A 26,137-nucleotide genomic window follows, 5' to 3' on the forward strand; every position below is an offset into this window, starting at 1 on the left:
CTTACTATCTACTAAAAGGTAGAATGAGCACATGACGAAAACAAACAACACGGCCGAGCTGATCTTGGATACGGCTCAAGCCTTCGTCCAGGAATTCGGATTTAACGGCTTCAGCTATTCGCACATTGCAGAGAAAGTCGGGATTCGAAACGCCAGCATCCATTATTACTTCCCGAATAAGGAGGATTTGGGTGTAGCCCTGATCGCACGGTATCTCAAGCATTTCCATGCTGCCAGCGCTCAGATCGATGCCGAGGCGACGAATCAACTCGACAAGCTTCGCAGATTCACGTTGATCTTCAGCGGACCTGTTCAGCAGAACTGCGCTTGCTTGAGCGTGATGCTCTCATCAGACCTTGCGACGTTGTCGGAGGAAGTAAGAGAAGGGCTTGCCACTTTCTTCACGGCCAACTTGACGTTCCTCGAGCGAGTACTCGAACAAGGACGTCTCGAAGGAGAATTGCGCTTCGACGGCAGTGCGCAGGCTCAAGCACATCAATTTCTCGCTTCACTGCAAGGCGCGCAGCTGCTGTCACGAGGGTTTCGCGATGCAAACCGGTTCGATATGATTGCGACTGGCTTGCTTTCCGCTTTGACTGCAAGTTAACGAAGCGGATTTTTTTCAGACACTATCTACCTTTTAATAGATAGACTGCGAGATTACTTGAAGGGAGGTGGCAAAATGATCTACGAACTCCGCGTCTATGACGTTCAGCCAGGCAAGATGAAAGCTCTGATGGATCGCTTCGAGAACGATACGATCGCATTATTCGAGAAGCATGGCATGCGCATTAAGCAGTTCTGGGAAGATGTCGAGGAGCCGAACAATCGCCTTTATTACATTGTTGAACATGACAGCATGAGTATTCGCAACATGAATTATGAACGCTTCAGGAGTGATCCTGAGTGGATTGCGGTTAAATCAGCATCCGAGGTGGATGGCCCGTTGGTCAAGAAGCAAGAAAGCTATTTCATGAAGGACATCAACTTAATCAACCACAAACAACAAAACTAACTATAAGAATGGAGCAATCAACCATGAAAACACTCGTTATCGTTACACATCCAAGCATCGAAACTTCCCGCGTCAATGCAGCGTGGCTGCAAGAGCTTCGCAAGCACAGCGATATTACCGTTCACGAGCTATACAAAGCTTATCCCGACGAGAACATCGATGTAGAGAAGGAGCAGCAATTAATCGAAGCGCATGACCGAGTAATCTTCCAATATCCGATCTTCTGGTATAGCTCTCCGTCGTTGCTGAAGAAATGGTTCGATTCCGTGCTGCAATACGGATGGGCTTATGGTCCGGATGGCTCGAAGACAGCCGGCAAAGAATTCGGCGCGGCAATCTCGACATATGGTTCGGCAGAATCGTATCAGCCTACGGGTTCCAATCGCTTCACGCTTGAAGAAATTCTGCGTCCGATCGAAGCAACAACGCAATTTATCAGCGGCACTTATCTGCCACATTTCGCATTGAGCGACGTATCGAATTTATCAGATGAACGCTTGGCAAAGAGTACGGCTGATTATATCAAACACATTCGCGGTGCAGTACCAGTAACAGTAGCGTAATTCATTAATTATTAAAAAAATTTTTTCAAATAAATCTATCTACTAATAGATATAATAGGGGAGAGAAAACGAATGAAGTTCCAAGGAAAAGTAGTCGTTATTACAGGCGGAAGCAGCGGTATGGGCAAGGCGGCAGCAATTGAATTCGCGAAGCAAGGCGCTAACGTCGTGATTAACGGCCGTCGTGAAGAGGCGCTTCAACATGCCCTTCAAGAGATTGATCCGAGTGGTCAACATTCAGATTTCGTAGCAGGCGACATCTCCGATCCTCAAATTGCCGAACGATTGATTCAGAAAGCAATTACACGGTTTGGTCGCATTGATACTTTGCTTAACAACGCGGGCATCTTCATTGCCAAGCCATTCGCCGAGATCACGAGCGAAGAATACGGTTCGGCGCTTTCAACCAACGTGAACGGATTCTTCCATGTCACGCAGCAAGCGGTCAGAGCAATGCTGGGCGCAGGTGCCGGCCATATCGTTACAATCACCGCGAGCGGAGTCGCGGAGCAACCGCTCAAATCCGTTCCGTCCGTGCTTGCCGCGCTGACCAAAGGCGCATTGAATACGGCGACGAAATCGCTGGCGATCGAGCTCTCCGGCACAGGCATTCGCGTCAATGCCGTCGCGCCGGGCATCATCAAGACACCGATGCACCCGGAAGAGACGCATGAATTTCTGGCGAAGCTTCATCCTATTGGCAGAATGGGCAGCGTGAACGATATCGTGGATGCCGTTCTCTATCTGGATTCCGCGCCGTTCGTTACCGGCGAAATCTTGCATGTAGATGGCGGACAAAACGCAGGTCAGTGGTAAGCAGCGAGCGCAAGCAACTCTAACACAAATAATAAAGGGGATAGAGACCATGCTGTATGAATTGCGCATTTATCACGTTGTACCAGGGCGTTTGCAAGAGCTATTGAATCGGTTTCGGGTACACAATCTGCGGCTGTTCCCGAAGTATGACTTGAACATCACGAACTTCTGGGTGAACGCCGACGAAGCTGTGAACCAGTTTTATTATGTGATCGAGCATAAGGATTTAGAAGCGCGCGAGAAGAACTTCCAGGCTTTCATGGAAGATCCCGAATGGGCCCAAATCCGTAAGCAAACGGAGAGCAATGGACCCTTGTATGAGAAAATCGATGAGATCTTCATGAACAATGCACCCTTCTTCCCAGCTCCAGCGAAATGAATGGAACGCAGCAGCCGGCCCATCGGACCGGCTGCTTTGCGTTATGCATCTAACGTTCTCAGCCGTCTGACATCTTGAATCGGCGAGAGGCCGAACATTCTGGCATACTCGCGGCTGAATTGGGAAGGACTCTCGTATCCAACCTGAAAGGCGACATCGGCGGCATTCAATGATTCGGCGAGCATCAGCTGCCGAGCGGCTTGCAGACGCAGCTGCTTCTGAAACTGAATCGGCGTCATGGCGGTGACCTCTTTGAAATGACGATGCAGCGTGGGAATGCTCATATTCGCTCGTTCCGCAAGCTCATCGATACGGAACGAAGTGACGTAATGCTCCTTTATATAGTCAATGACTTCTTTGATCCGAAAGGCACCGCCGCCTTCGACAGCCAATTGCGCCAGCGTTCCGCCGTGCTTTCCTTGTAACACACGATACAGGATTTCCTTGATTAACAGCGGCGCAAGAAGAGGGATGTCCGCTGGGGTATCCAGCAATTGGGTTACTCGGGAGATGGCATTCAATAATGGCGCTCCGACCGGGCTGATAAACATGCCGCGTTTTGCTTGATCTTGAGGAGAAGGATGGATCCCCGATTCCTTCATGACCTCGAGAATTTGTTCCGGCGTGAAATCCAGCTTGAGGGCTAGATAAGGAGCTTCAGGGGAAGCATCGATGATTTGGCTGATAACCGGCAATTCAACGGTCGCCACAAGATACTCGGCCGGAGTATACCGATATCTTTCCTTGGCAAGCAGCACTTCCTTCTCTCCTTGAAATACAAAGCAAACCGAACGGGAGTGAACTCCGTGCTTAGGCTTTGTCGCTTGATTCTCACGAAATAAGAACAGTGAAGGAATGAGTGTAGGGTGGACGCCGTTCTCACGCCCTGAATGTCGATCGATTAACTTAACGAGTGTCTCTCGTTGTTCTTGCAGCTGCTGGGACATAACATTCTCCTGTGAAGTTTCATTTGAGTCCCATCATAGTACACTGTGCCGTTCAGGCGCAAATACGGTGATAGGATTATGCAATCATTTGAGACGATCGTGATAACCCTATTCGGTTCATCTATTGCATAATGAAGATGCTCAAGTCGAGCCGAGATCATTACACAATCACAATACATGGAGGAGATATAGCATGGCAACACCACAAGCACCAATTGGTTCGGGATTCGGAGCTGCTTCCACAGCAGCCGAGGTCATTCAAGGCATAGATTTAACTGGCAAAATCGTCATCGTAACTGGGGGCTACTCCGGAATTGGTCTGGAAACCGTACGCGCATTCTACTCCGCAGGCGCCAAGGTCATTGTGCCAGCCCGCGATATCGAGAAAGCCGAGAAGGGCCTCTCGGATATGCCGGGTGTAGTGATCGACAGCATGGATTTGCTTAATCCCGAGTCAATCGATGTTTTTGCAGCACGATTCCTCACCAGGTTCGATCAGCTTCATATCCTCGTCAACAATGCGGGCATCATGGCCACGCCGCTGGAACATGACCAGCGGGGCTTTGAATCCCAATTTGCAGCGAACCACCTTGGACATTTTCAGCTGACTGTCCGGCTTTGGCCGGCACTCGTCCGCGCGGAAGGAGCTCGTGTCGTAGCGCTCTCGTCTTACGCGCATCGGCGGGCGGGGATTGACTTCCATGATCCGAACTTTGAGCATCGTGAATATAATCCTTGGGTCGCTTACGGACAAGCGAAGACGGCAAATGCACTGTTCGCTGTCGCGCTTGACTCGATCGGACAGCGCCATGGCGTGCGCGCATTCTCCGTCCATCCAGGCGGCATTGCAACAGATCTGCAGCGCTATCTTACCAAGACTGAGATAGATACGCTGGACATCATCGATAAGTCCGGTAAGCCCATTATCGATCCGGAGAACAACCGGAAGACTCCTCAGCAAGGAGCTGCAACGAGTGTTTGGTGCGCGACAAGCCCTAAGCTTGAAGGCATGGGCGGCGTCTACTGCGCAGATTGCGAGATCGCTGCAGCGCTGCCGAGCGATGAATCGACCGAAATGCATGGCGTGCGTCCTCGTGCATTCGATTCCGTTGCTGCAGGGCGGCTATGGCAGCTGAGCGAGCAGCTAACCGGCGTTAGAATCGTTCAAGAATAAACGGCGGCATGAACAACAGACTTCTATCACAACTAGGGAGCGTGAAACAGCATGAAGAACGTTGATCTGGGATCACAAGGGTTGAAAGTGAGCCAAATGGGCCTTGGCTGCATGGGAATGAGCACGTACATTTACGGTCCGAGCGATGATGAAGAAAGCTTGTCTACCCTGCAGCGGGCAATTGAACTCGGTGTCACTTTCTTCGACACCGCAGAAACATACGGGATGGGGCATAATGAACAATTGCTTGGACGCGCATTCGCCGGCATACGCGATCGTGTGGTTATCGCAACGAAGGTCGGATTCGGTTTCGGGGACGACGGGAAGATCAAGGTTGTCGATGGAAAACGCGTCGTGGACGGCAGACCGGCTAATGTCGTCAGAGCCATCGAAGGCTCGCTGCGCCGTTTGCAGATGGATTACATCGATTTGGTCTACCTTCACCGCATCGATCCGACAACGCCCATTGAAGAGACAATCGGCGCGATGAGCAAGCTGGTCGCCGAAGGCAGGATTGGCCATATCGGATTATCCGAAGCTGCGGCAAGCACAATTCGACGCGCGCACGCCGTTCATCCGATTACAGCCGTACAGACGGAATATTCCTTGTTCGAGCGAGGCGTTGAGGCTAATGGAGTGCTCGATACTGTTCGAGAATTAGGAATAGGCTTCGTGCCATACTCGCCGCTAGGACGGGGCTTCTTAACGGGCCAATTGAAGATGGACGAGCTTCACAAGACGGATTTTCGCAATACCGATCCTCGGCTGAATGCTGCGAATTTGAAAGCTAATCTGCGCATCGTCGAGGCGATCCGCCAAATCGCAGAATCGCGGGGAGTGAAGCCTGCACAGCTGGCTCTGGCTTGGACGATCGCCAAGGGCAGCATCCCGATTCCAGGCACTCGCCGCCTAGCGAATTTGGAAGAGAACGTGGCTTCAACAGGTATCGTAATAACACCGGATGAAGTCAATATGCTGGACGAAGCCGCGCCGATTGGCATCACATCGGGCGAACGGTATACGGAGGACGGCATGTCGCTCGTCAACAGGTAATTGATAATCATGCCAATGTGCAGTGCGTATGGCATGAGGTCAGGCAGGAGGAGAACATGAATAAACGAACATTTCTCGTGCTATTCGGAGGCATCGCTGCCTTGATGGTGGCTATGGGGATCGGCAGGTTCGCCTTTACGCCGATCCTGCCCTTCATGTTGGAACATCGCTTGTTTACGACAGCGGAGTCGGGTTACCTGGCTTCAAGCAATTATCTCGGTTACTTGCTCGGTGCGTTCTTGCTGTCCCTGATTAACGTGAGAAACCGATCTGCGCTGCTGTTTGCCGGTCTGTTCGTCAGTATCGCGACCACCTGGATGATGAGCGAGTTCGGCAGCCTCGACGGCTGGCTCGTGCTCCGATTCTTATCTGGCTTCGCCAGTGCAGTCGTGTTTGTTATTACTTCAAGCATCGTTCTCGAGCATCTATCGGGACTACAAGCCGGCTCATTCTACGGCGGCGTTGGAGCAGGCATACTGTTGACTGGATTGGTAGTTCCTGTCCTTAGCTCGAACGGAGAATGGACCACAATTTGGAAAGGTCTTGGCGTAATCAGTTTGATCCTAAGCATTGTGGCGTGGTCTGCGCTGCGTGACAAGCCAAGTACGGAGAAGAAGGCGATGGCTTCTTCAAAACAGGCGTATTCGAAATACACGAAAAACGCTGCACGCAGAATCATGATCTTTCTGATGATTGCGTATGGATTGGAAGGTTTAGGCTATATTGTAACAGGAACATACCTGGTTGCATTCGCCAAAACCGTATCGAGCTTGCCGAATCTGACATCGATCAGCTGGATGGTTGTGGGGATTGCAGGTGCGCCTTCGTGCATCATATGGTCGTTACTTGCTGCCAGATGGGGGAAGAAGCGTACGTTGAGCGTTTCCATGCTGATTCAGTCCGTGGGCATCGCGATTCCGGTATTGCTTCCTTCTTTAACGACGGTACTCATCGGCGCGGTATTTTTCGGGGCGACCTTTATGGGCATTACGACGTTATTCGTCGCATACGCCAAGGATCTTTATCCGAACAACAACCGCAAGACCATCGGTTGGCTGACTACTTTCTTCAGTCTTGGGCAAATGATCGGACCGCTCGTTGCGGGCCGGGTGATCTCGCAGGATGGCAGCTATAACCATGTGATCATCGGGGCTGCTCTTATCGTTTTGGTAGGAGCTATTAGTTTGCCCCTTGGTATTGGCAAGCGTGAACAACAACTTAATGAGGTGATTTCATGATAGATCTTAAATCGTTATTAAAAGACAGATTCGACGCTATTGCGAGCAGAATTCTACTGGTATTGAATCAATTAGACGATCAGCAGGTCAATTGGCGGCCGAATGAGGCAAGCAACAGCATCACGAATTTGATCGTGCATATGAATGGGAATATAAACGACCGAATCGGTAAAGGGATGAATAACAAACCTTATACTCGAAATCGCGATGATGAATTTGAATCGCAAGTAAAGAGCAAACAGGAATTAATCGAGATGACCGAAACCATGTTTGGAGAAGTCACGTCGACTTTAATCTCCATGACCCCAGAGCAGCTATCCGAATTGCAACAAACGGGAAGTCGAGCACAAACGAATATAGAAATTTTTATTCAGAGCGTGACACACTTCTCCGAGCACATGGGGCAGATTCTGTACATTGCGAAGATTCTTAAGGACGACGCATATATTTCGACAACTGTACCAAAGAAGTCCACACGCTAATCGCTAATTGGATATAAGATCCGAATGATTCATTGTTTAGCCGCGTATATCGCGGCTTTTTTTATGGGATTTCATCTGGAACGATGTGGATGTGAAGGGAGATTTGATCGTTGACAGATTAGTGACCTAAAAGTATATTATCTAATATTAGAATATTTAATTTGCAGGTAAAAAAGAGAGTTTGAGGAGGTCATTATAATGAAAATGGAAATTGGCATTGATACTTTTGTCGAAACAACACCGGATGTTCGTACAGGGAATACCATCACGCATGCCGAGCGGTTGCGTCAGGTCGTGGAAGAAATCGCTTTGGCCGACAAGGTCGGGCTGGACATATTCGGAGTAGGTGAGCATCATCGTAAGGAATTCGGGGATTCCGCTTCCGCAATCGTGCTGGCAGCAGCTGCCTCCGTGACCAAGAACATTCGCCTGACCAGCTCAGTAACCGTTCTATCCGCTGCAGATCCCGTACGCGTATTTCAAGAGTTTGCTACGCTGGATGGCATCTCGAACGGACGAGCGGAGATTATCGTGGGAAGAGGATCCATGGTCGATGCGTTTCCTTTGTTCGGCTTTGATCTGAACGATTATGAAACGCTGTTCGAAGAGAAGCTCGAGCTGTTGCTGAAGATCAGGGACTCGGAGAAGGTGACTTGGAGAGGCGGGCATCGGCCGGCGTTCAAGGATCTCGGCATTTATCCAAGACCTGTACAGGAGCAGCTGCCTGTCTGGATCGGAAGTGGGGGCAATCCGGAATCGGCCATACGTGCCGGAGCGCTCGGATTGCCGCTCGTGCTCGCGATCATTGGCGGAAGCCCGCTTCGTTTCGCGCCAATTGTGCAGCTCTATAAGAAGGCAGCCGCTCACGCCGGACATGATGCGTCCAAGCTGCGCGTAGCGGTGCATTCCCTAGGCTTCGTCGCCGAGAACATGCAGCTCGTGGTCGACAGATATTTTCCGCCGACGCAAGCTTCGTTCAATCTATTCGGCAAAGAGCGCCATTGGGGCGATTATACCCGCTCGCGCTTCGACGCCGAACGAACATTGGAAGGCAGTCTCTACGTGGGTGATCCCGAAACGGTAGCAGAGAAAATCATCTACATGCGTAAGAAATTAGGCTTCACACGGTTTATCCTGCACATGCCTGTAGGCACGATGCCGCATGATGAAGTGATGAAGGCCATTGAGCTGCTTGGGACCGAAGTCGCTCCGCGTGTCCGGGAAGAAATTGCAAGATGGGAAGCCGAAGAAGAAGAAGCTGGCGTACGTTAAGCTTGGCACGCGTGGCATTGGCACAATAAAAACCATCGCCTTCAAGCAGGCGATGGTTTCATGAGAGAAGTTCATTTATTCCGTATCTCGTTTACTCGTATCTGTTGTGCGATTCTTAATTCCATATCCGATCTTCTTCAAAACTTCAATCAGTTGAAGCTTCTCATCATCCGTCGCGAAAGACAGATTGTCGGAGATGATCTGGACGTGTTTAGGAAAGATTTCATCGAAAAAATGAACACCATCTGTCGTTAATGCAGCATTGATTTTCCGGCGATCACCTGGGCGGGGGAGCCGTTCGACGAATCCTTTCTTCTCAAGCTTATCGACAACGTATGTGATGCTCCCGCTCGGAATCGAGAATGTCTCGCTGATCTTCTGAATAGTCTGAGGACCTTTATTATAAAGAAACTCGAGTATGCGAAAAGTATCCATGCTAAGCCCGTAACTCTCGATGGCATGTTCCAAGCTCGAGTACAACGTGTCCACAGCTCTAACCATTACCCGGATCAATCTTAAATCAAGTGCCTTGCCATCAGCATCTCGCTCAGTCATACTGCAGCACTCCTTAATCAGGCCCATTATATTAATGTTAAATAATATATAATTATAGAATTTGTGTGTCAACCCGCTGAACTGCCGATGCGATGGGGTTAATAAGTCTGAGGCTGAAGGAAATGGAAGATATTCACTTCATATAATAGTTGACAATTTATCTACTAATAGATAGAATTCAATTATGGTTAACCTATCAATCAGTAGATAGATCATATAGAATGGAGCATCCAAATCATGAATAACAACGTGACGATTGATGTATATCTCGATACCGTATGCCCTTGGTGCCGAATGGGAACTGCGAGCTTGCGCACCGCGCTCGAGGCATTGCCTGAAGGGACTACTGCCTCAGTTCGTTATCATGCCTATCAGCTGAACCCGGACATTCGTGCGGAAGGCGAAGATTATCGGAAGGTCATGATCGGCCGATTAGGCGGGACGGCGCAATTCGAAGCGAGAATGAAGCAATACAATGAGACTGGCGCGCACTTCGGCTTGAACTTCAACATGGACCTGGTGAAATATACACCGAACACGACGTACTCGCACCAATTGATCGCATTGACACCGCCGGACAAACAATCGCAATTGATCGATCGCTTGTATACGGCGTATTTCGAAGAAGGAGTAAACCTTGGTGATCTAGATGCTCTTGTGGAAATCGCATCTTCAATCGGCGTCACCAACGAGCCCGATAAGCTCAAAACGCTGCTTTTGCAGGGTGAAGGGCTGCATTACGTAGAAGCGGGACAACAACGCGCGCAAAAGTTTGGCGTTCGAGGCGTGCCGTTCTACGTGATCAACGAGAAGACCGCTTTATCCGGACTCCAGTCGCCAGCTGATTTTATCCGCGCCTTTGACCGGCACTAACTAACAGTCACCTTGCGTGCATAAGGCATTGAAAACGGGCTTTTGCCCATACTATGACAAGCAAACCAATGGAGGGAATTCAGTATGCCAATCGTTAATATACAAGTAACCCGAGAGGGTACTACGCCAGACCGCGATTACGTCACTGCAGAAGAAAAGGCTGCGCTCATTAAAGGGGTCAGCGAAGTGCTGCGGGACGTCCTGAACAAACCGCTGGAATCCACCTTCGTAGTGATCGAGGAAGTCGATACCGATAATTGGGGCTGGGGCGGACTCCCCGCGCTGGAATATCGCCGAAGAGTCGCTGCGAAGAAAGAAGCGGAAGGAAAATAAGCCATAGGCTCAATATACGAGGGTAGCTGGTCAGAAACGATCGGCTACCTTTGTTTGATTACCCGGGATGTTCAATCTTTATATTTTACAGGCTGCTAACAGCAAGCCGAATGAACGATTCTCTTTCTGGACACGCTTAAGGAAAGAAAGGGAGGAGGGAAAGTCTTCCAATGAACATGCAAAACCCGGATTTCGCGGACGAGGTCACGCAGCGGCTTGGTGTTTCTCCGGACGTCGTATGCCGTCATCTTCGAACGCGGGAGGGGCTTGCGCTCTCCTGCCTTTATCTTACATCGCTCGTGGATCAGAGACTAGTGGATGAAGTCGTCATTCGTCCGATTCTGCTCGCTTCGCAGCAGACAGAAACAAAGAGCAATGAATTCGATTCCTTCTCCTGGTTGCAAGCGAATATTTTCCATGGACAAGTGAAGGAAAAGACCGGAGTAGACGACTGCGTGGATGCCGTGCTCAACGGTCATTGTCTCATTATAATTCCGGAACGCAATGCGCTTGCAATGGACATGTGCAAACGGGAACAGCGCAGCGTGGAGGAACCGAGCACGGAAGCGACGATCCGTGGACCGAGGGAAGGGTTCGTGGAGGATTTGATCCGCAATCTGTCGCTTATCCGCAAGCGTGTGAAGAGCAACAAGCTCGTATTTGAACCGATGGTTATCGGCTCGGAGACGAAGACGATGGTCTGCCTTGCATATATGCGCGGAATCGCATCGGATCATCTGGTGGATGAATTTCGCAAACGTCTTCACGCGATACAAACCGACAGTATTCTGGAGAGCGCCTACATCGAGGAATGGATTCAAGACAAGACGATAACGCCGTTCCCGCAATTATTGACCACTGAGCGTCCGGATGCGATCGCGGCGAAGCTGCTGGAAGGCCAAGCTGCGGTGCTGACCGATGGCACGCCGATTGCGCTTGCCGGACCGCTCACGTTCTTCCAGCTGTTCACCGCGCCCGAAGACTACTACCAGCGCGCCGATATCGCGACGCTGCTTCGCTGGCTTCGGATGGCTGCTTTCCTGCTCGCAATATTCGTACCCGCACTCTATATTTCGGTCATTAGCTATCATCAAGAGCTTCTCCCTACTCCGCTCTTGGCGAGCTTGGCTGCGCAGCGAGAAGGGGTACCATTTCCGGCCTTCATCGAAGCAACGTTGATGATGGCGACGTTCGAATTGCTGCGCGAGGCAGGACTTCGAATGCCGAGAATCGCCGGACAGGCGATTTCCATCGTAGGCGCCCTCGTGCTTGGACAGGCTGCGGTTGAAGCAGGGATCGTTTCCGCGGCCATGGTCATCGTCGTTTCGATCACCGCGATTGCCAACTTCGTGTCGCCCATGTACAGCTTCGGCATCGCCCAGAGGATCGTCCAGTTTACCTTCATGATGCTCGCGGGCGTGCTGGGGTTGTTCGGGCTTATGTGCGGCGTCTTTTTTCTGCTCATTCATCTCGCTTCGCTTCGATCATTTGGCGTGCGGTATTTCGCCCCGCTTGCCCCGCTGTACCTTCCGGATTGGAAAGATACATTCGTGCGCGCGCCGAGACCGCGGTTAAAACGGCGTCCGGAATTGTTCAAAGCGGTAAAAGTGAAGAGGTGAGCGAATCATGATGCGTTTACTTATGCGAATGCTAATCATCATGCTGCTGTTCTTGTGCACCGGCTGCTGGGATATGCGGGAAATCAATTATCTGGCCATCGTGAACATGACTGCCGCGGACATCGATCCGAAGACCGGTAAATTCATTGCTTATTACCAGGTGATCAATCCGACCAGCATGTCGGCCAAACAATCCGGTCCGACGAAGGCTTCCGTCTATACCTATACGGTCACGGAAGAGAGCCCTGGCTTGCTTACCGAGAAGACCAATACGGTGATGTCGCGAATGTTGTTCACGCCTCATTTGCAGTGCTACGTGTTCACCGAAAGATATGCAAATCAAGGTCTGCGCGATTTGATCAATTACCTGGAGCAATTCACGGACAGGCGAACCAACGTGTACGCCGTTGTGACCGATGCGCCGCTTCAGAAAGTCATGTATAGCTTCACGCCGCTAGACCGTATACCGGGGCGCAATATCCGGATGATGATGGATTGGCAGGCGAGATCCTTGGGCATGTCCCGCAGGATGACGCAATTGAAAGATATCGTGGAAGGGATTCCGCTTAGCCGGCCGACGATTGTGCCGATGCTGCATTTCCATGGCGATGGCCAGGCGTCGCAATCGGATCGCGTGGAGAGCATTGACGCGATTGAGCCAGGATTTGAGCTTGCAGACGGCGCGGTGTTCCTTCAAGCGAAAATGGCGGGGAAAGTCGATCGGGACACGATGACGCTATTTTTCGTTCTGAACGGCGAGGCAAGCAAAAGCTTTGATAACTTGAAAGTGAACGGCGCTCACGTGGATGTGGAAGCCAATCATATCAAGGTCAAGCGGTACTGGGGGAAATCGCGTCTCCGCATAACGATCCATTCCAATTTGAAAGTGCTGTACAATGGGCAGAAGAGCCCACTCACCGCCAGGAACGCGCACCAGATTGAGATGGCCTTCAACAAGAGCTTTCAGAAACAAGCAGACCAATTCGTCCAGTTGGCGAAACAAAAACATTGGGATTTGCTCGGCATCGGAGATACGAAGCAAGGCCGAGGCAGGTGGAGGGACTTCGACGTGACGTTCGACGTAAGCTCCAAAGCTACCGTGTTCGGCAACACGAGAACGCCGTATCAATAAGGAGAGAGACGATATGGAGAAACCTGAGCAGCTCGGCGGCTGGCCTTTATTTGCAATGACTTCCGCGTTCGTCGCGGGGACGACGTTCATCTTGCTGCCGGCCGGACTCATATCTGCAGCGCGGCAATACGGATGGCTCGTTCAGCTGTGGAGCGTGCTGTTCGGAGTAGTTGCGGGCGCCTTCTGGCTGTATGTAGCGAGCCGTTATCCCGGCATGTCTCTCGTTGAGATTGCCCAGCAGGCGCTCGGCAAGCACGTAGGAGGCTTCGTGGCGCTTTGCTATATCCTGTTTTTCGTTCAACTTGCGGCATGGGTAACGCGCAACATGAGCGATTACATGCAGATTAACCTGATGCCGCGAACGCCGATCGGCGTCTTTAATATCGCAGCGCTGCTGGTATGCGCTTATGCCGTTATCAAGGGCATTGATACGATTGCGCTGGTGAGCGTATTGATTCTGCCCATTCTGACGCTTGCCTATTGGACGCCGTTTACGGTCATGCTTCGTGAATGGGACTGGCGGAACTTCTCATATCCTGGTACATTCGAATGGGGGCCGACGATCGCGAAGACCAAATACGCGCTGGGATTTCCGTTCATGGAAACCGTCGCATTCATGATGGCTTTCCCCTTGGTTCAGCGGCGTCGCGGCAGTGCCTTTCTGGGCGGTATCGTCTTTATGGGCGTCCAGCTCGCGTTGTCTGTTTTCTTTACGATTGGCATCCTTGGGGTGTACCGGGGATCGCATTTGACCTATCCCATTTACATTATCTTTCGGGAAATGCAATTTTCGAATCTTATCGAGCATCTAGAGAGCCTTCTGTCTGTGACTGCGCTTCTGCTCGTGTTCGTGAAGCTGAGCGTCCTGTTCTTTTTCGCGGTTCAGGCGATCTGCCAGCTCTTCGCGGTCGAGAATCGAGCCGTTGTCGCTTATCCGCTAGTTTGGGTTATCTCGGCATACGCCCTATTCTTCGCTAATATCGTCGAGAATACAGAATGGGTCGAGCGTTATTTGTTTTACTATTACATCCCGTTCGCCTTCGGTTTTCCGCTCTTGTTCCTCATATCCGCTTGGCTGCGCAAAAACAAAAGACGTTCGAAGGAGGCGGCTGCATGATCTGGCTCATATTGCTGTATGCCGCATTTCTCATCGCAGGATTCTATATCCTGAGAGCGAAGAATGCGAGCCGAAAAGAAAAAACATTGTTCGTCGTCATTACAACGATCGGCTGCGTATTGTGGGGGAGCCTGCTTATTCGGCAACCGCTCGATCTTAATCGGGCGATCGCAGCCGCGATCGATTATTTGCTATGAGTGTTAACCGTGTGGGAGCGGATAGCGACGCAAGCGGATGGAGCGATTCCCGAAAGTGGAAGCTCATCTTCGGTATCAAGCTTTTGCTTAATTTAACTTTGGCCGGCATCTTTTACTTTGATTATTCGATCGACCTGTTTTGGCGCGTGAGCTTTATATTTATTACGATCGCGGTCTTCTTGTTCGTCAATTACGTCTACTTGAACAGGGGCAGGCGTCGAAGCGGACTGTTTCACCTGCTCATCCTGGATTTCGTCATTTCTGCCGCTTACGGCTACATCTATATTGGCGGGATGTTCCCGAATCATCTCTTCGTCGGCATTACGGCTCTCGCGATATTGATCTTCATCCAAGGCACCCGAAAAATCATCTTGACCTGTCTATTACTGCTGCTGGTCTACTTGATCACGATGGGGAGCGTGGATTGGTATGTCTACAGGGAATGGGACGTAATTGGCTATTTTACAGCCGGGTCGTTCATCGTGTTCGCAGGTATTGTGAACGTGCTGATTCAAGTTCAGCGGAACACGCGCGACAAGACGTTGAAGCTGTATGAGGAATTGACGCAAGCTCATGCGCAGCTGCAGTCGTATGCACTGCAAACGGAAGAGTGGGGCGCTGCAAAGGAGCGGATCCGAATCGCGCGCGAGATCCATGATACGGTTGGACATAAGCTCACATCATTGCTCGTGCAGATGCAGGCTGCGCGCAAAATACGCTTGGTGGATCCGCCGTACAGCGAACGAACCTACGCGGAGTGCGAGAACCTGATCCGTGCATCACTTCAAGAAATTCGGCTGTCAGTCCGGGCGATCCGCGAAGAACCGGTCCGCTCGACCTCGCTCCAAGAGCGTCTTGAACAGCTTACGCAGGAGTTTACCAAATGGGCTGAAGTGCAAACGTCGCTTGAGGTGAAAGGCCAGCCGGTTGAGCTGCCAGGCCAGCTGCAATTGACGGCATATCGAATCGTACAGGAATCGCTGACGAATGCGCAGAAGCATGGACATGCCCGTCGAGCTGAGGTCGTGTTGGATTATGCCGAGAGTGAATTCTCGCTGCGTATCCGCAACGATGGTGAAACGCCTGATACATTAAAACCAGGCTTTGGGTTAATTAATATGCAAGAACGAGTACAGGAGTGGAACGGGGAAATGCATGTGCGTACCGAGCCGGGCATAGGCTTGTCGGTCGATGTTCGTTTCCCTTATTCCGCTGGCGGAAACGGAGCGGTACCAATTGAAAATTCTTATCGTGGATGATCAGCGTCTCATGCGTGAAGGGCTTGCGACGATCATCGGCCTGGAAGATGGCATGGAGGTCGTGGGGACGGCCGTGGACGGAAGAGACGCTTACAACCAAGTCGTCGAGCTGCGTCCGGACGTTGTTCTAATGGATATCCGAATGCCAGGCATGGATGGCGTTGAAGGGACGGAGTTGATTCTTCGCCATGTGCCGGAAACGAAGGTGCTGATCCTGACCACCTTCGACGACGCGGAATTAATATTGCAAGCGTTGGAGAAAGGCGTCCAAGGTTATTTACTGAAGGATCTGCCTTCGGAGGCGATCGTCAGCGCAATTCATACGGTTTACAACGGGGGGACAGTACTCCAGCCCGACATTACCGCGATGCTGCTCAGAGAAGTGCGGAAAATACCGGAGCGGCAGCCGGATCATACGGCATCTTCGAGCTTGCAAGAAACGCAGGATGCCTTGTCTTTGGCGCTGCTAACTGAGCGAGAAAAGGAAGTGCTTGCTCGGCTAGGGCAGGGGTTTAACAACAAGGAAATCGCAGAAACACTGTCGATAACGGAAGGCACGGTGAAGAATCATGTCTCGAATGTGATCGCCAAGCTGGGTCTGCGTGACCGAACACAAGCAGCCGTCTATGCGGTTCGACATTCGATCTGATTTCATGGGAGAAGCATTACTTTTGGCATAGTGCATGCAATACGTCATGCACAATGTTCAAAGGCGATGCTTTTTTTGTTCTATATTCATGACTTTCAACAGATTTGGCAGTCCGCGATCCTTGGTAAGATCAAGTTGCAAGAGCGAAGGAGAGCAAGGTCGAGAACGAAGGCCAGAGCAAACGCGAATCCATCCTTCAGCCCGAGCACAATTAGCGATTGGAGTGTGAATGTGATGACGGAGAAAAAAGTCAGGTTAACGTTGCGGATTGCGACGGTGTCGCTTCTGCTGGTGCTGGTGGTCGGGTCTTTTTTTGAACTCAATTGCTTCTTGAATTACTAAGCGCATCACAGACTTAAATTGGACTACTCGGAGGTGAAAGCTAATGAGAGTGAAACGATACGTGCTTCCGGTTGGATTGATGGCCATGGCGGCCATTGCCGCTTTTGGTCCGTTTCACAACCGAGATACTGCGGATGCGAAAGGCGTGTCCGATAAAGTGAATCACATTGTCGAGACGGTTGCCGGCGACACCAAGACTGCCGTTTTCGCCGGTGGCTGCTTCTGGAGCGAGGAGGCTCCGTTCGAGAAACTGGACGGCGTCGTGAGCGTCATTACCGGTTATACCGGCGGACACACGAACGATCCAACGTACGAGAAAGTATCCACGGGAACGACGGGGCATCTGGAAGCCATTCAGGTCCGGTACGATCCGAAACGGATCTCATATAATCAGCTTCTCCAAGTTTTCTGGCGAAATACAGATCCGACAGATGCGGAGGGTCAGTTCGCCGACCGCGGGAACGAATATCGTTCGGTTATCTTCTATAACGGTGAGGAACAACAAACAGCAGCGAAGGCTTCCAAGTCAGAGTTGTCGGCGCAGGTTAAGTTTGAACAGCCGCTGGTGACGAAGATTTTGCCGGCCTCTGCATTCTATCCAGCCGAGGATGTCCATCAGGATTTCTATAGGACCCATCCCGCGGATTACAAGTACAACGACGTTGCTTCCGGCCGAGAAGCGTTCCTGAAACGCGTCTGGGGCGACGACCAAGAGGTGAAAGGAATGGAAAGCCCGTTTTCCCGCATGAATAAAGACGAAAGACTGAAGTCGTTGACGAAACTGCAGTTCGCAGTGACGCAGCAGGATCAGGACGAGCCTCCGTTCCAGAATGCGTATTGGAATAATACTGAAGAAGGTATCTATGTAGACATCGTCTCCGGTGAACCGCTCTTCAGCTCGAAGGACCAATTCGACGCAGGTACAGGCTGGGCTAGCTTTACACGTCCATTGGAACCGGACAGCGTAGATTACCGAGAAGTCGGAGGGTTCTACTCGGACGAGATCCAAGTGAGAAGCCATTATGCAGATTCTTTCCTCGGCCACGTGTTCGAAGACGGTCCTGCGCCGACGGGACTTCGCTATTGCACGAACTCCGCATCGCTGCGTTTTATACCGAAGGATGAGCTGGCGAAGAGCGGATATGAGAAATACGTCAAATTATTTTAGGGGGAAACATGATGCTGCGCGATTTATTGATGGATAAGATACGGAGCTTTTACTCCCGTGTAACTGAAGTGATACAGAATTATGGAAAATGGGTCGAAGAAAACGAGCCTTACCTGGATTGCGATTACTGGTAAACGGCAATCATATACAAGTCTACAAACACAACGTCTACAAACTAATGAAGAGGAGCTTAAACGAATATGGACAAAATAGAGAAAACACTGTACACGGCTACTGTAAATGTTGAAGGCGGAAGAGAAGGCAAAGCTGTTTCCAATGATGACAGGTTGAATGTAGATCTGCGATACCCGAAGGAATTGGGCGGTAACGGCGAGGGTACCAATCCGGAACAATTGTTCGCTGCAGGGTTCGCGGCTTGTTTCGAAGGTGCAATGGGAACCGTGCTTCGATCGAGAAAGATTAAAGCAGAAGGTATTTCGATCGTCTCTAATGTCACGCTCGGCAAAGATGCGAACGACGGCTTTGTATTGGCTGTGACGCTGGACATTACGTTGAAGGGCGTAGAGCGCAGTGTCGCTGAGGAGATCGTCGAAGAAGCGCATAAAGTTTGTCCTTACGCGAAAGCGACTCGCGGCAATATTGAAGTCATCTCGAACGTAGTCGGTTAAAGAAATGCCTCAGGATCGCAAGTAACAAGAAAACCATCGCCATAATACGGCGATGGTTTTTTGGGATTTGTAAGATGAACCGACCGCGCGCGTTAGCCGAGTTCATTGACTGCTTGCGGCTGGCGCGACGTCTGCCTGCTTCTGCTGTAGAAGGCGATCACGCTGAAGATGCTGAGCAAAGTCATCGCAGCACCAGTGAAGAGTGCCGGTACAATGTGATCGCCGAAGTCCGCTGGCGACTGGATGGCTGCGCCAGACTGGAACACGAGACCGCCGATGGCGATACCGAATACACCGCCGAGTTCACGCATCGCATTGTTCACACCGCTCGCTTCGCCAGCAGCTGAATCAGGGACCGAAGAGAGGATGCCATGGGAGAGGGGCGTGAAGCTCAGTCCCATGCCGGTTCCGGCCATTATCATGAATGGAACCATGTAGCCGAATGAGAAATCGACTCCGAGATTAAGAATTTGCAGCCCGAATCCGAGCAGCGCGCCTCCTTGAAGCAATAATCCGATCAGAAGTACGTTACGGGTACCGAACTTTCCGACTGCCAGGCCGGCAAGCGGTGCGGCCAGCATGGTGCAGCCGGTCCATACCATCTCACGCACGCCGGCGCCAAGCGCGGTATTGCCTTGTGCTTGCTGAAGGAACAAGGTGAGCAGGAAGATCGCGCAGAAGATGCCGGCGTTCATCCAGAATCCAGCCAGAACAAGGCCGGTATATTTGGAACGGCGGAAGAGCTCGAATCGGATTAACGGGTATTTGCGGCTTCGTTCCCATAGATAGAATACAGCCAGCAGGGCTGCGCCGCCGATCAGGCAGGAGAGGACAAGCGCAGAACCCCAACCGTCGTTATTGCCGCGTTCGAGTCCGAAGACGATGCCGAACAATCCAGTGCCGAGGAGCAGAATGCTGGGCACGTTAATCGGCTTGCGTTCACCGCGTGCTTCCGGCAGCCAGCGCATGCCAAGCAAGAAGGCAATGATACCGACAGGCACGTTGACCCAGAAAATAAGCTGCCAAGGCGCGCCGTTAACGATCAGGCCGCCAACAAGCGGACCGACAGATAAGCCAAGTCCGGAGATGCCGGACCAGATTCCGAGCGCGACCGCTCGTTTGTCCGCAGGGAATGCGGAATTGACAAGCGTGAGGCTGAGCGGTACGACCGCGGCGCCTCCGATACCTTGAAGTGCGCGAGACAAAATGAGCTGAATGGAGCTTCCGCTAATTCCCGAGAGGGCAGAGCCGACCGTGAACAGCACTATGCCGGTTAGGAACATCCGCTTGCGGCCGAAGCGTTCACCAAGGACGCTGAAAGGGATAAGCAAGATGGAGAACGCGAGGGTGTAAGCATTCATGAACCATTCCAGATCAGAGATGCTGGCTTGAAACGATTTCTGAATCGAAGGCAGTGCGACACCGATGACGAGATTGTCGAGCATCGCCATGAACAGCGCTGCACAAGTGATGACAAGCAATTTGACGCGTGAAGATGTGAACAATGATACCACTCCTTTTGTTTATTTATTAGTAAATAAATAAATAACCATAAAAAGGTTAATTATTTATCGATTAATAAATGGATGCCGAAAATAATACGCAGCGGAATCAATTGACATGTAGTCATGATAATAACAACCGCTGCGTTTCAATCTGTCACGCAAAATGGAATCGTTGTTTCAGCGAGAATCGTGATTGTCGTGATTTTCATGATTCTGGTGGCTATCGGAATCTTTCTCCCGCCACCGGCACAGATATGGAAGGTCCAACGTTTCCGACATTGCGATCAGAAGGCCAAAACTGATGAAGTTGCTTGTTTTTTGCTCTGAATCGGCGATTCCGGCTTGCGTAAATCGGTTCAAGACCCGTTCGTAAATCATCTCGAACTGCCTGCGTGTATGATCGCGTATGACAGGTTCGGGAGTCGTGTAAGCCATCATGATGAGTAGAATCTCGTTCCGGTGATCGGCCAGCAATTCGATAAAAGCTTTGCCCATCGTTTCCTGCAGCAGTTCAGGCGGAGCCTGGACGGAGGTGAAGGCGTACAGAATGCGCTGATATGCGCGCTCCAGAACAGCAAGATAAAGTGCTTCTTTCGTCTTGAAGAAATGAAACACATAAGGCTGGGTAACGCCAACGGCTTCCGCTACTTTCGCAGTCGTCGTCTTGTAGTAGCCGTTCTCCGCGAAGAGAGCCGCAGCAGCATCGAGGATCTGTTCTTTGCGATTTAGGGAAGCGTCGTCTTTGGATGTCATTTCGAATGCGCCACCTCAATGTTATTTATTGACTAATAAATTAGTAACACAAGGGAGAGATGTCTGTCAATGACCATCTGAACAATCGGGCTCTTCGCGCAAACCATAGCATAAAAAACAATGGCAGGCGATCATCCAGATCGACTGCCTTGTTTGCCTATTTATTCAATTTTACTTACGTACTTACTTATTTACTTACTTATTTACTTACTTACTTACTTGAACAACGGATTCACGAAAGTGCTAATCATTCTCTCTTTAATATCATCGAATGTGTAGTGGCGCTGCGCTTTCAGGAAGAGATAAACTTCCGCACTCAGCATAGAAAGTATCGCATCCGCCGTAAATACGGGATCTAATGCGGCTGAAGGGATCAATTCCTTATATTCCTGAAGCAATTTCGCAATGACGGAATGAATGGAGTCATAATGCTCTTTATAGAATGCCGCACTATGTTCTGAATCTGGATTGTAGTCCGCTTGAATGGCAACGAGAGTGGGCAGATGGTTGTCCACGGACTCCATGTGATAGGTCAAAATAGTCGTCAATCTTTCTTGAAGAGATTGCAAAGGATGCTCCTCCAGATAACGATCCATCTTGTCACGATTCTGTATGCAGCTCTCGCCGATCAGGTCCCAGCACAGCTCGCCTTTATTCGTATAGCTGCGATATACCGTTCCTTGTCCGACGCCGGCTTCCCTTGCGATCTGACGCATACTGACGTTTTCGACCCCGTGTTCGGCGAATAGCTCGGCCGCCTTCTCCAGTATGAGTTGTCTTCGTTCCTCTGCATCCTTGCGTAATGTGCGCTCTACCATAGAGACTTCCCCCTTAAAAACAGCATTGACAACCGGACTGCGGTCCGGTTATATTGATAAGCATCCGGACCTCGTTCCGGTTATGAGATATCTGCTTTCTATGTTAACTCTGCAGCATGTTCTGGTCAAATCAAGTAAATCAAATTCTTGGAGGAATTCTTTATGAATAAAACAGTCTTTATCACAGGAACAAGCTCTGGACTGGGAAAATTAACGGCTATTCGACTCGCTGAAATGGGATGGAACGTAGCGGCTACAATGCGTTCGCCCGAGCGGGAAACCGAGCTTACAAGGTACGATAATATTCGGATATTCAAGCTGGATGTCACCAAAGTAGATCAGGTCCGAGCTGCCGTGGAGCAAGCGATCGACACATTTGGCCAAATCGATGTTGTCGTCAATAATGCCGGAATGGGCACTTACGGTGCGTTGGAGTTAGCGGAGGAAGATGCGATTGATTGGCAGTTTGCAGTAAACGCGCGCGGTCCGATCAATGTCATTCGCGGATTTCTGCCTCATTTCAGAAACAATGGCGGAGGGATGTTTATTAATATCAGCTCCTTCATGGGTGTAACAACAGCTGTCCCGCTTGGCTCACTCTATAACATGTCCAAGTTTGCTCTGGAGGGGCTGACGGAAGGTCTGTATTACGAGCTGAAGCCGCTGAATATCGAGCTTAGACTCATCGAGCAAGGCGGTTCTACTGGGAATAACTTCGTACAGAACATCACCTGGAATCGTAACGAGAACATACGCGATTACGATCCACTCATGACAAAGGTGTCAGAACTGATGGCTAGCCGGGATTCAAGTCAACTGGATGATCCTCAGGTCATTGTGGATGCGATTGTGTCGCAGGCGACTGGAGAGAGCAGCAACTTCCGGACCGTCGTGGGCGCAGCAGGTAATGGGCTGCTCGCGATGCGAAACTCCATGCCGATCGAACAATATTTGGAGACAATAGCGAGCAATTATAAGTAACTTTAAACGGTCAAGAAGCCTTTTCTGATGTTTATCAGGAAAGGCTTTTTGAATCCCGCCATGTTAAAATCGACGAAATGCGTTTACAATAAAAACAGAGGTGGGAGATATGAGTAAAAAAGAGGACATTATGATGGCCACGCTCGACTTGATTCATGAAGAGGGGCTGCAGTCCGTTACGTTCGCCAAGTTATTCAAGCGAGCGAATGTCGGATCGGGCACGATCTATAACTATTTCGCGAACAAAGAAGACTTGGTCAATGAAGTATATAAAGAGTCGCGCACGCACATGGGGGAATACCTCCTGCAAGGGTACGATGCCCATGCAAGCTTGTATGAACGGTTCAAGTGCCTGCAGATGAATCGGCTGCGGTTCGGCATGCATTTTCCGAAGAAGTTTCTGTTTATCGACAGTTATTCGTTTTCACCTTATATATCAACTGAGCTGCGCAATACGGACGATGGCTATAACTCCAGCAAAACCGTGCAGGATTTGATCGTCGATGGCCAAAGGCAGGGCATCATCAAAGAAATGGATTCGCACTTGTGCCACCAGCTCATTCACGGTATCATATCGTCGATTTTGAAAGGTTATTATGTCAATAAATATCCTTTGAACGAAGAGCAAATCAGGCAAATGATCGAGTCGGCCTGGAAAGCGATACTCGTATAGTACGAACTTGAAGAATCTACTGGAAGCATTCTTGCTCATGCTCCGGCAGATTCTTTCTTTATTAATTGGTTGGAATATACATTCCAAAAATCATTGACGTATGAACCGAATCGTCCTATACTGACTCTGGAACAAACATTCCAAAACATAAAGGAGAGAAATCATCATGAAGATATATGACAAATTGTTTATCGGCGGTCAATGGAAAGCACCAGTGTCACAGCAGCTGCTCGACATCCGGTCACCGCATGACCAGTCGCTCGTCGGCCGTGCGGCTCAAGCGTCTCCGGCTGATATCGATGCTGCTGTCGCCGCAGCAAGATTCGCCTTCGATCATGGTCCATGGCCCCGAATGACGCCGGCTGAACGTCAGGCAACCGTCCAACGATTTAATGAGCTGCATGCGGCGCGCGCAGCCGAGATCGCAGCTTTGATTACGTCCGAGAACGGTTCGCCGGGCTGGTTCACGAATGGTCTTCAGCACTCCTTGGCGGAACAAACGAACGCTTATGTTCGCTCAGCTGAGAACCTCCAATGGGAAGAGACATTAAACGACGGCAAGGGACCGATCATTCGTCGCGAAGCGGTCGGCGTCGTCGCAGCTATTATTCCTTGGAATGCACCAAACCAATCGGCGCTTGCCAAGATGGTTCCTGCCTTATTGGCAGGCTGCACGGTCATCTTGAAAGCATCGCCTGAAACATCCCTTGATGCGCTGCTGCTAGGCGAAATTTTTGCTGAAGCAGGTTTCCCGGGAGGTGTCGTTAGCATCGTGCCGGCCGGCCGCGAAACAAGCGAATACCTGGTATCCCACGCAGGCGTCGACAAAATCGCGTTTACTGGCTCCACTGGCGCCGGTCGCCGTATTGCTTCAATTGCCGGAGAGCAGCTGAAGCGCGTAAGTCTTGAGCTTGGCGGGAAATCCGCGACAGTCATTCTAGACGACGCAGATTTGGAATCGGCAGTTCAAGGATTAAAATATACGTCCTTCGCCAATAACGGAGAGAGCTGCGTCGCGCATACCCGCGTGCTCGTTTCCAGAAACCGTTATGAAGAAGCCGTCGCTTTGATTAAAGGGATGACCGAAAGCTTAATCGTTGGCGATCCTGCGGATCCGGCGACATTCATCGGTCCGATGGTTAGAGCCGACCAGCAGAAACGAGTGCAATCATATATTGAGCTAGGCATTCAAGAAGGCGCGCGCCTCGTGACGGGCGGTGCAGATGTTCCTGCAGGCTTAGAAGGCGGATACTACGTGAAGCCTACGATCTTCGCAGATGTCGATAACAGCATGCGTATCGCTCAAGAGGAGATCTTCGGTCCTGTTCTTGTCGTCATTCCGTACGAGAATGAAGCGGATGCCGTACGCATCGCGAATGATTCGCCTTATGGTCTCGGCGGCGGTGTGTGGTCCGGTTCCCGCGAGCATGGCCTCGAGATTGCACGGCAAATCCGTTCCGGTTATCTCGTCGTGAATGGCGCGATGGCATCATACGAAGCTCCGTTCGGCGGCTACAAAGCGAGCGGTATCGGACGTGAATTTGGCACGGCAGGTTTGTCTGCATATTTAGAACTGAAAGGAATTAACCTATAACAGATTTGCAATTAGAGGAGGATAACGAATATGACAACAATCAAAGCAAATGAGCCGATTCTTACGTTCATTAATGTATTCAAGACGGAACCTGAAAACCAACAGCGCGTCGTCGAGCTATTGACTCAAGCAACGGATGTATCCGTCAAATATGCACCGGGGTTCATTTCATGCGCGTTACACAAAAGCGTAGACGGCACGAAAGTGACGATGTATGCCCAATGGCAAAGCATGGACCACTACCAAGCGATGCGCGACGATCCAAGACCGCTGCCATTCTTCCAAGAAGCATTGACAATTGCTACGTTTGAATCGGGTTCGTACGAAGTCGTGAAGACATTCGAATACACCAAAGAATCCTGATGGATTCTTGCGCCTTCAATGGAATATATATTCCATTACTTCATCAGGGGGAAGTTGAAATGACTACATTAGGGTACGAGGACCACCAAAGGGAGTAGAGCTTCTGCTTCATACAGAGTCGACGCGCAGCGTGTTCATCGCTGTAGCGGCGGGGTTATCCGCAGCGACTGTCGTTTTCTTAGTTGCAAATCGAGCTGATCGAAACAAGAACAACGACAAGAACAACAAAAGCTCAAGCGCCAGCACAGGTTTATCGTTAGATTAACAGCAAGAGAAGAGACCCGTAAAGAATGAACTGTGACCCACAAAGTAGACAGTTTATAAAAAAGGCATTTCCGTATTAAGCAGCTAGCAGATGGCTCCTGTACTCATCAGGAGTCATCTTTTTTAATGTCCATTGGAAGCGTTCAGAATTGTAAGACGTCATATACTCATTAACCCGTACGCGTAGTTCCGCAAGGGATTGACAGTCTTTGTACTCAAGTTCGTCTTTCATGTGACCGAAGAATGATTCCATAGAGGCATTATCCCAGCAGTTTCCTTTCCGAGACATGGATTGTTTAAATCCAGCCTCTGCAACGAGGAGGCGGATTTTAGGATGTGTGTAGTGCATACCTTGGTCAGAATGGAAGATCGCT

30 protein-coding genes are annotated in these 26,137 nt (G+C 50.5%); 24 read left to right on the forward strand and 6 right to left on the reverse strand.

What is annotated here, in order from left to right:
* The first annotated feature begins 31 nt into the window (after positions 1–31).
* The 5 genes from A8990_RS25635 (at position 32) to A8990_RS25655 (ending at position 2,773) form a co-directional block, all read left to right on the forward strand.
* Positions 32–607 carry a TetR/AcrR family transcriptional regulator gene (locus tag A8990_RS25635; RefSeq protein ID WP_116191884.1) on the forward strand — a complete coding sequence of 192 codons (576 nt, stop codon included), beginning with the start codon at positions 32–34 and terminating at the stop codon, positions 605–607.
* Positions 608–682: 75 nt separating this feature from the next.
* On the forward strand, positions 683–1,015 hold the full coding sequence (locus A8990_RS25640; RefSeq protein WP_116191885.1) for an NIPSNAP family protein: 333 nt from the start codon (positions 683–685) through the stop codon (positions 1,013–1,015).
* A gap of 23 nt (positions 1,016–1,038) precedes the next feature.
* A complete protein-coding gene (locus tag A8990_RS25645) occupies positions 1,039–1,578 on the forward strand; it encodes an NAD(P)H-dependent oxidoreductase (RefSeq protein WP_116191886.1) in 540 nt (179 codons plus the stop codon).
* Positions 1,579–1,650: 72 nt separating this feature from the next.
* Positions 1,651–2,394 carry an SDR family NAD(P)-dependent oxidoreductase gene (locus tag A8990_RS25650; RefSeq protein WP_116191887.1) on the forward strand — a complete coding sequence of 248 codons (744 nt, stop codon included), beginning with the start codon at positions 1,651–1,653 and terminating at the stop codon, positions 2,392–2,394.
* Between the two features lie 49 nt (positions 2,395–2,443).
* Complete coding sequence (locus A8990_RS25655; RefSeq protein ID WP_116191888.1) at positions 2,444–2,773, forward strand: NIPSNAP family protein; 330 nt, start codon at positions 2,444–2,446, stop codon at positions 2,771–2,773.
* 41 nt (positions 2,774–2,814) lie between these two features.
* On the opposite strand, the gene A8990_RS25660 is transcribed toward A8990_RS25655, so the two are convergent.
* Positions 2,815–3,720, reverse strand: coding sequence for an AraC family transcriptional regulator (locus tag A8990_RS25660; protein ID WP_116191889.1), 906 nt, complete (start codon positions 3,718–3,720; stop codon positions 2,815–2,817).
* 193 nt (positions 3,721–3,913) lie between these two features.
* Between A8990_RS25660 and A8990_RS25665 the strand changes: the two genes are divergently transcribed.
* The 5 genes from A8990_RS25665 to A8990_RS25685 all read left to right on the forward strand — a co-directional run bounded on the left by A8990_RS25665 (position 3,914) and on the right by A8990_RS25685 (position 8,939).
* Positions 3,914–4,894: an oxidoreductase gene (locus A8990_RS25665; protein WP_116191890.1), complete on the forward strand. Its 981-nt coding sequence runs from the start codon at positions 3,914–3,916 to the stop codon at positions 4,892–4,894.
* Positions 4,895–4,945: 51 nt separating this feature from the next.
* Positions 4,946–5,947 (forward strand): aldo/keto reductase, encoded by a 1,002-nt coding sequence (locus tag A8990_RS25670; protein WP_116191891.1) that lies wholly within the window; start codon positions 4,946–4,948, stop codon positions 5,945–5,947.
* A 56-nt stretch (positions 5,948–6,003) separates the two neighbouring features.
* A complete protein-coding gene (locus tag A8990_RS25675; RefSeq protein WP_116191892.1) occupies positions 6,004–7,185 on the forward strand; it encodes a YbfB/YjiJ family MFS transporter in 1,182 nt (393 codons plus the stop codon).
* Positions 7,182–7,667, forward strand: a complete 486-nt coding sequence (locus A8990_RS25680) for a DUF1572 family protein (RefSeq protein ID WP_116191893.1) — start codon at positions 7,182–7,184, stop codon at positions 7,665–7,667. The genes A8990_RS25675 and A8990_RS25680 overlap by 4 nt, the downstream gene beginning before the upstream one ends.
* Positions 7,668–7,871: 204 nt before the next feature.
* Entirely contained in the window at positions 7,872–8,939 is a 1,068-nt protein-coding gene (locus A8990_RS25685) for an LLM class flavin-dependent oxidoreductase (RefSeq protein ID WP_116191915.1), read from the forward strand.
* 75 nt (positions 8,940–9,014) lie between these two features.
* On the opposite strand, the gene A8990_RS25690 is transcribed toward A8990_RS25685, so the two are convergent.
* Positions 9,015–9,494, reverse strand: coding sequence for a MarR family winged helix-turn-helix transcriptional regulator (locus tag A8990_RS25690; protein WP_116191894.1), 480 nt, complete (start codon positions 9,492–9,494; stop codon positions 9,015–9,017).
* Positions 9,495–9,731: 237 nt separating this feature from the next.
* Between A8990_RS25690 and A8990_RS25695 the strand changes: the two genes are divergently transcribed.
* The 10 genes from A8990_RS25695 (at position 9,732) to A8990_RS25745 (ending at position 18,812) form a co-directional block, all read left to right on the forward strand.
* Entirely contained in the window at positions 9,732–10,367 is a 636-nt protein-coding gene (locus tag A8990_RS25695) for a DsbA family oxidoreductase (RefSeq protein WP_116191895.1), read from the forward strand.
* Between the two features lie 84 nt (positions 10,368–10,451).
* Positions 10,452–10,700 (forward strand): tautomerase family protein, encoded by a 249-nt coding sequence (locus tag A8990_RS25700; protein ID WP_116191896.1) that lies wholly within the window; start codon positions 10,452–10,454, stop codon positions 10,698–10,700.
* A 170-nt stretch (positions 10,701–10,870) separates the two neighbouring features.
* Positions 10,871–12,319 carry a spore germination protein gene (locus A8990_RS25705; protein WP_116191897.1) on the forward strand — a complete coding sequence of 483 codons (1,449 nt, stop codon included), beginning with the start codon at positions 10,871–10,873 and terminating at the stop codon, positions 12,317–12,319.
* Positions 12,320–12,326: 7 nt separating this feature from the next.
* Positions 12,327–13,451, forward strand: coding sequence for a Ger(x)C family spore germination protein (locus tag A8990_RS25710; RefSeq protein WP_116191898.1), 1,125 nt, complete (start codon positions 12,327–12,329; stop codon positions 13,449–13,451).
* Between the two features lie 13 nt (positions 13,452–13,464).
* Positions 13,465–14,568 carry a GerAB/ArcD/ProY family transporter gene (locus A8990_RS25715; RefSeq protein ID WP_116191899.1) on the forward strand — a complete coding sequence of 368 codons (1,104 nt, stop codon included), beginning with the start codon at positions 13,465–13,467 and terminating at the stop codon, positions 14,566–14,568.
* On the forward strand, positions 14,565–14,765 hold the full coding sequence (locus A8990_RS25720; RefSeq protein ID WP_116191900.1) for a hypothetical protein: 201 nt from the start codon (positions 14,565–14,567) through the stop codon (positions 14,763–14,765). The genes A8990_RS25715 and A8990_RS25720 overlap by 4 nt, the downstream gene beginning before the upstream one ends.
* 11 nt (positions 14,766–14,776) lie before the next feature.
* Complete coding sequence (locus A8990_RS25725; protein ID WP_245996222.1) at positions 14,777–16,024, forward strand: sensor histidine kinase; 1,248 nt, start codon at positions 14,777–14,779, stop codon at positions 16,022–16,024.
* On the forward strand, positions 16,002–16,673 hold the full coding sequence (locus A8990_RS25730) for a response regulator (protein WP_116191902.1): 672 nt from the start codon (positions 16,002–16,004) through the stop codon (positions 16,671–16,673). Before A8990_RS25725 ends, A8990_RS25730 begins: the two co-directional genes overlap by 23 nt.
* Before the next feature lie 385 nt (positions 16,674–17,058).
* Positions 17,059–18,183, forward strand: coding sequence for a peptide-methionine (S)-S-oxide reductase MsrA (gene msrA, locus A8990_RS25740; protein WP_116191904.1), 1,125 nt, complete (start codon positions 17,059–17,061; stop codon positions 18,181–18,183).
* Between the two features lie 200 nt (positions 18,184–18,383).
* Complete coding sequence (locus tag A8990_RS25745) at positions 18,384–18,812, forward strand: organic hydroperoxide resistance protein (protein ID WP_116191905.1); 429 nt, start codon at positions 18,384–18,386, stop codon at positions 18,810–18,812.
* 92 nt (positions 18,813–18,904) lie between these two features.
* Here the strand turns inward: A8990_RS25745 and A8990_RS25750 are convergent, their stop codons facing one another.
* The 3 genes from A8990_RS25750 to A8990_RS25760 all read right to left on the reverse strand — a co-directional run bounded on the left by A8990_RS25750 (position 18,905) and on the right by A8990_RS25760 (position 21,888).
* Entirely contained in the window at positions 18,905–20,317 is a 1,413-nt protein-coding gene (locus A8990_RS25750) for an MFS transporter (RefSeq protein WP_116191906.1), read from the reverse strand.
* Positions 20,318–20,494: 177 nt separating this feature from the next.
* Complete coding sequence (locus tag A8990_RS25755) at positions 20,495–21,070, reverse strand: TetR/AcrR family transcriptional regulator (RefSeq protein WP_116191907.1); 576 nt, start codon at positions 21,068–21,070, stop codon at positions 20,495–20,497.
* A gap of 215 nt (positions 21,071–21,285) precedes the next feature.
* The gene (locus tag A8990_RS25760) at positions 21,286–21,888 is read right to left on the reverse strand and encodes a TetR/AcrR family transcriptional regulator (protein ID WP_116191908.1); all 603 of its coding nucleotides are present in this window, start codon (positions 21,886–21,888) and stop codon (positions 21,286–21,288) included.
* 162 nt (positions 21,889–22,050) lie between these two features.
* Between A8990_RS25760 and A8990_RS25765 the strand changes: the two genes are divergently transcribed.
* The 4 genes from A8990_RS25765 (at position 22,051) to A8990_RS25780 (ending at position 25,499) form a co-directional block, all read left to right on the forward strand.
* Complete coding sequence (locus tag A8990_RS25765) at positions 22,051–22,869, forward strand: SDR family oxidoreductase (RefSeq protein WP_116191909.1); 819 nt, start codon at positions 22,051–22,053, stop codon at positions 22,867–22,869.
* A 109-nt stretch (positions 22,870–22,978) separates the two neighbouring features.
* On the forward strand, positions 22,979–23,542 hold the full coding sequence (locus tag A8990_RS25770) for a TetR/AcrR family transcriptional regulator (RefSeq protein WP_116191910.1): 564 nt from the start codon (positions 22,979–22,981) through the stop codon (positions 23,540–23,542).
* Between the two features lie 166 nt (positions 23,543–23,708).
* Positions 23,709–25,136 carry an aldehyde dehydrogenase gene (locus A8990_RS25775; protein WP_116191911.1) on the forward strand — a complete coding sequence of 476 codons (1,428 nt, stop codon included), beginning with the start codon at positions 23,709–23,711 and terminating at the stop codon, positions 25,134–25,136.
* Positions 25,137–25,166: 30 nt separating this feature from the next.
* The gene (locus A8990_RS25780; protein ID WP_181909782.1) at positions 25,167–25,499 is read left to right on the forward strand and encodes an antibiotic biosynthesis monooxygenase family protein; all 333 of its coding nucleotides are present in this window, start codon (positions 25,167–25,169) and stop codon (positions 25,497–25,499) included.
* Between the two features lie 340 nt (positions 25,500–25,839).
* Here A8990_RS25780 and A8990_RS25785 read toward each other — a convergent pair.
* The coding region (locus tag A8990_RS25785; RefSeq protein WP_147306869.1) for an integrase core domain-containing protein at positions 25,840–26,137 on the reverse strand (298 nt) is incomplete at its 5' end.

Source organism: Paenibacillus taihuensis (assembly GCF_003386535.1).
GTDB lineage: Bacteria > Bacillota > Bacilli > Paenibacillales > Paenibacillaceae > Paenibacillus_Z > Paenibacillus_Z taihuensis.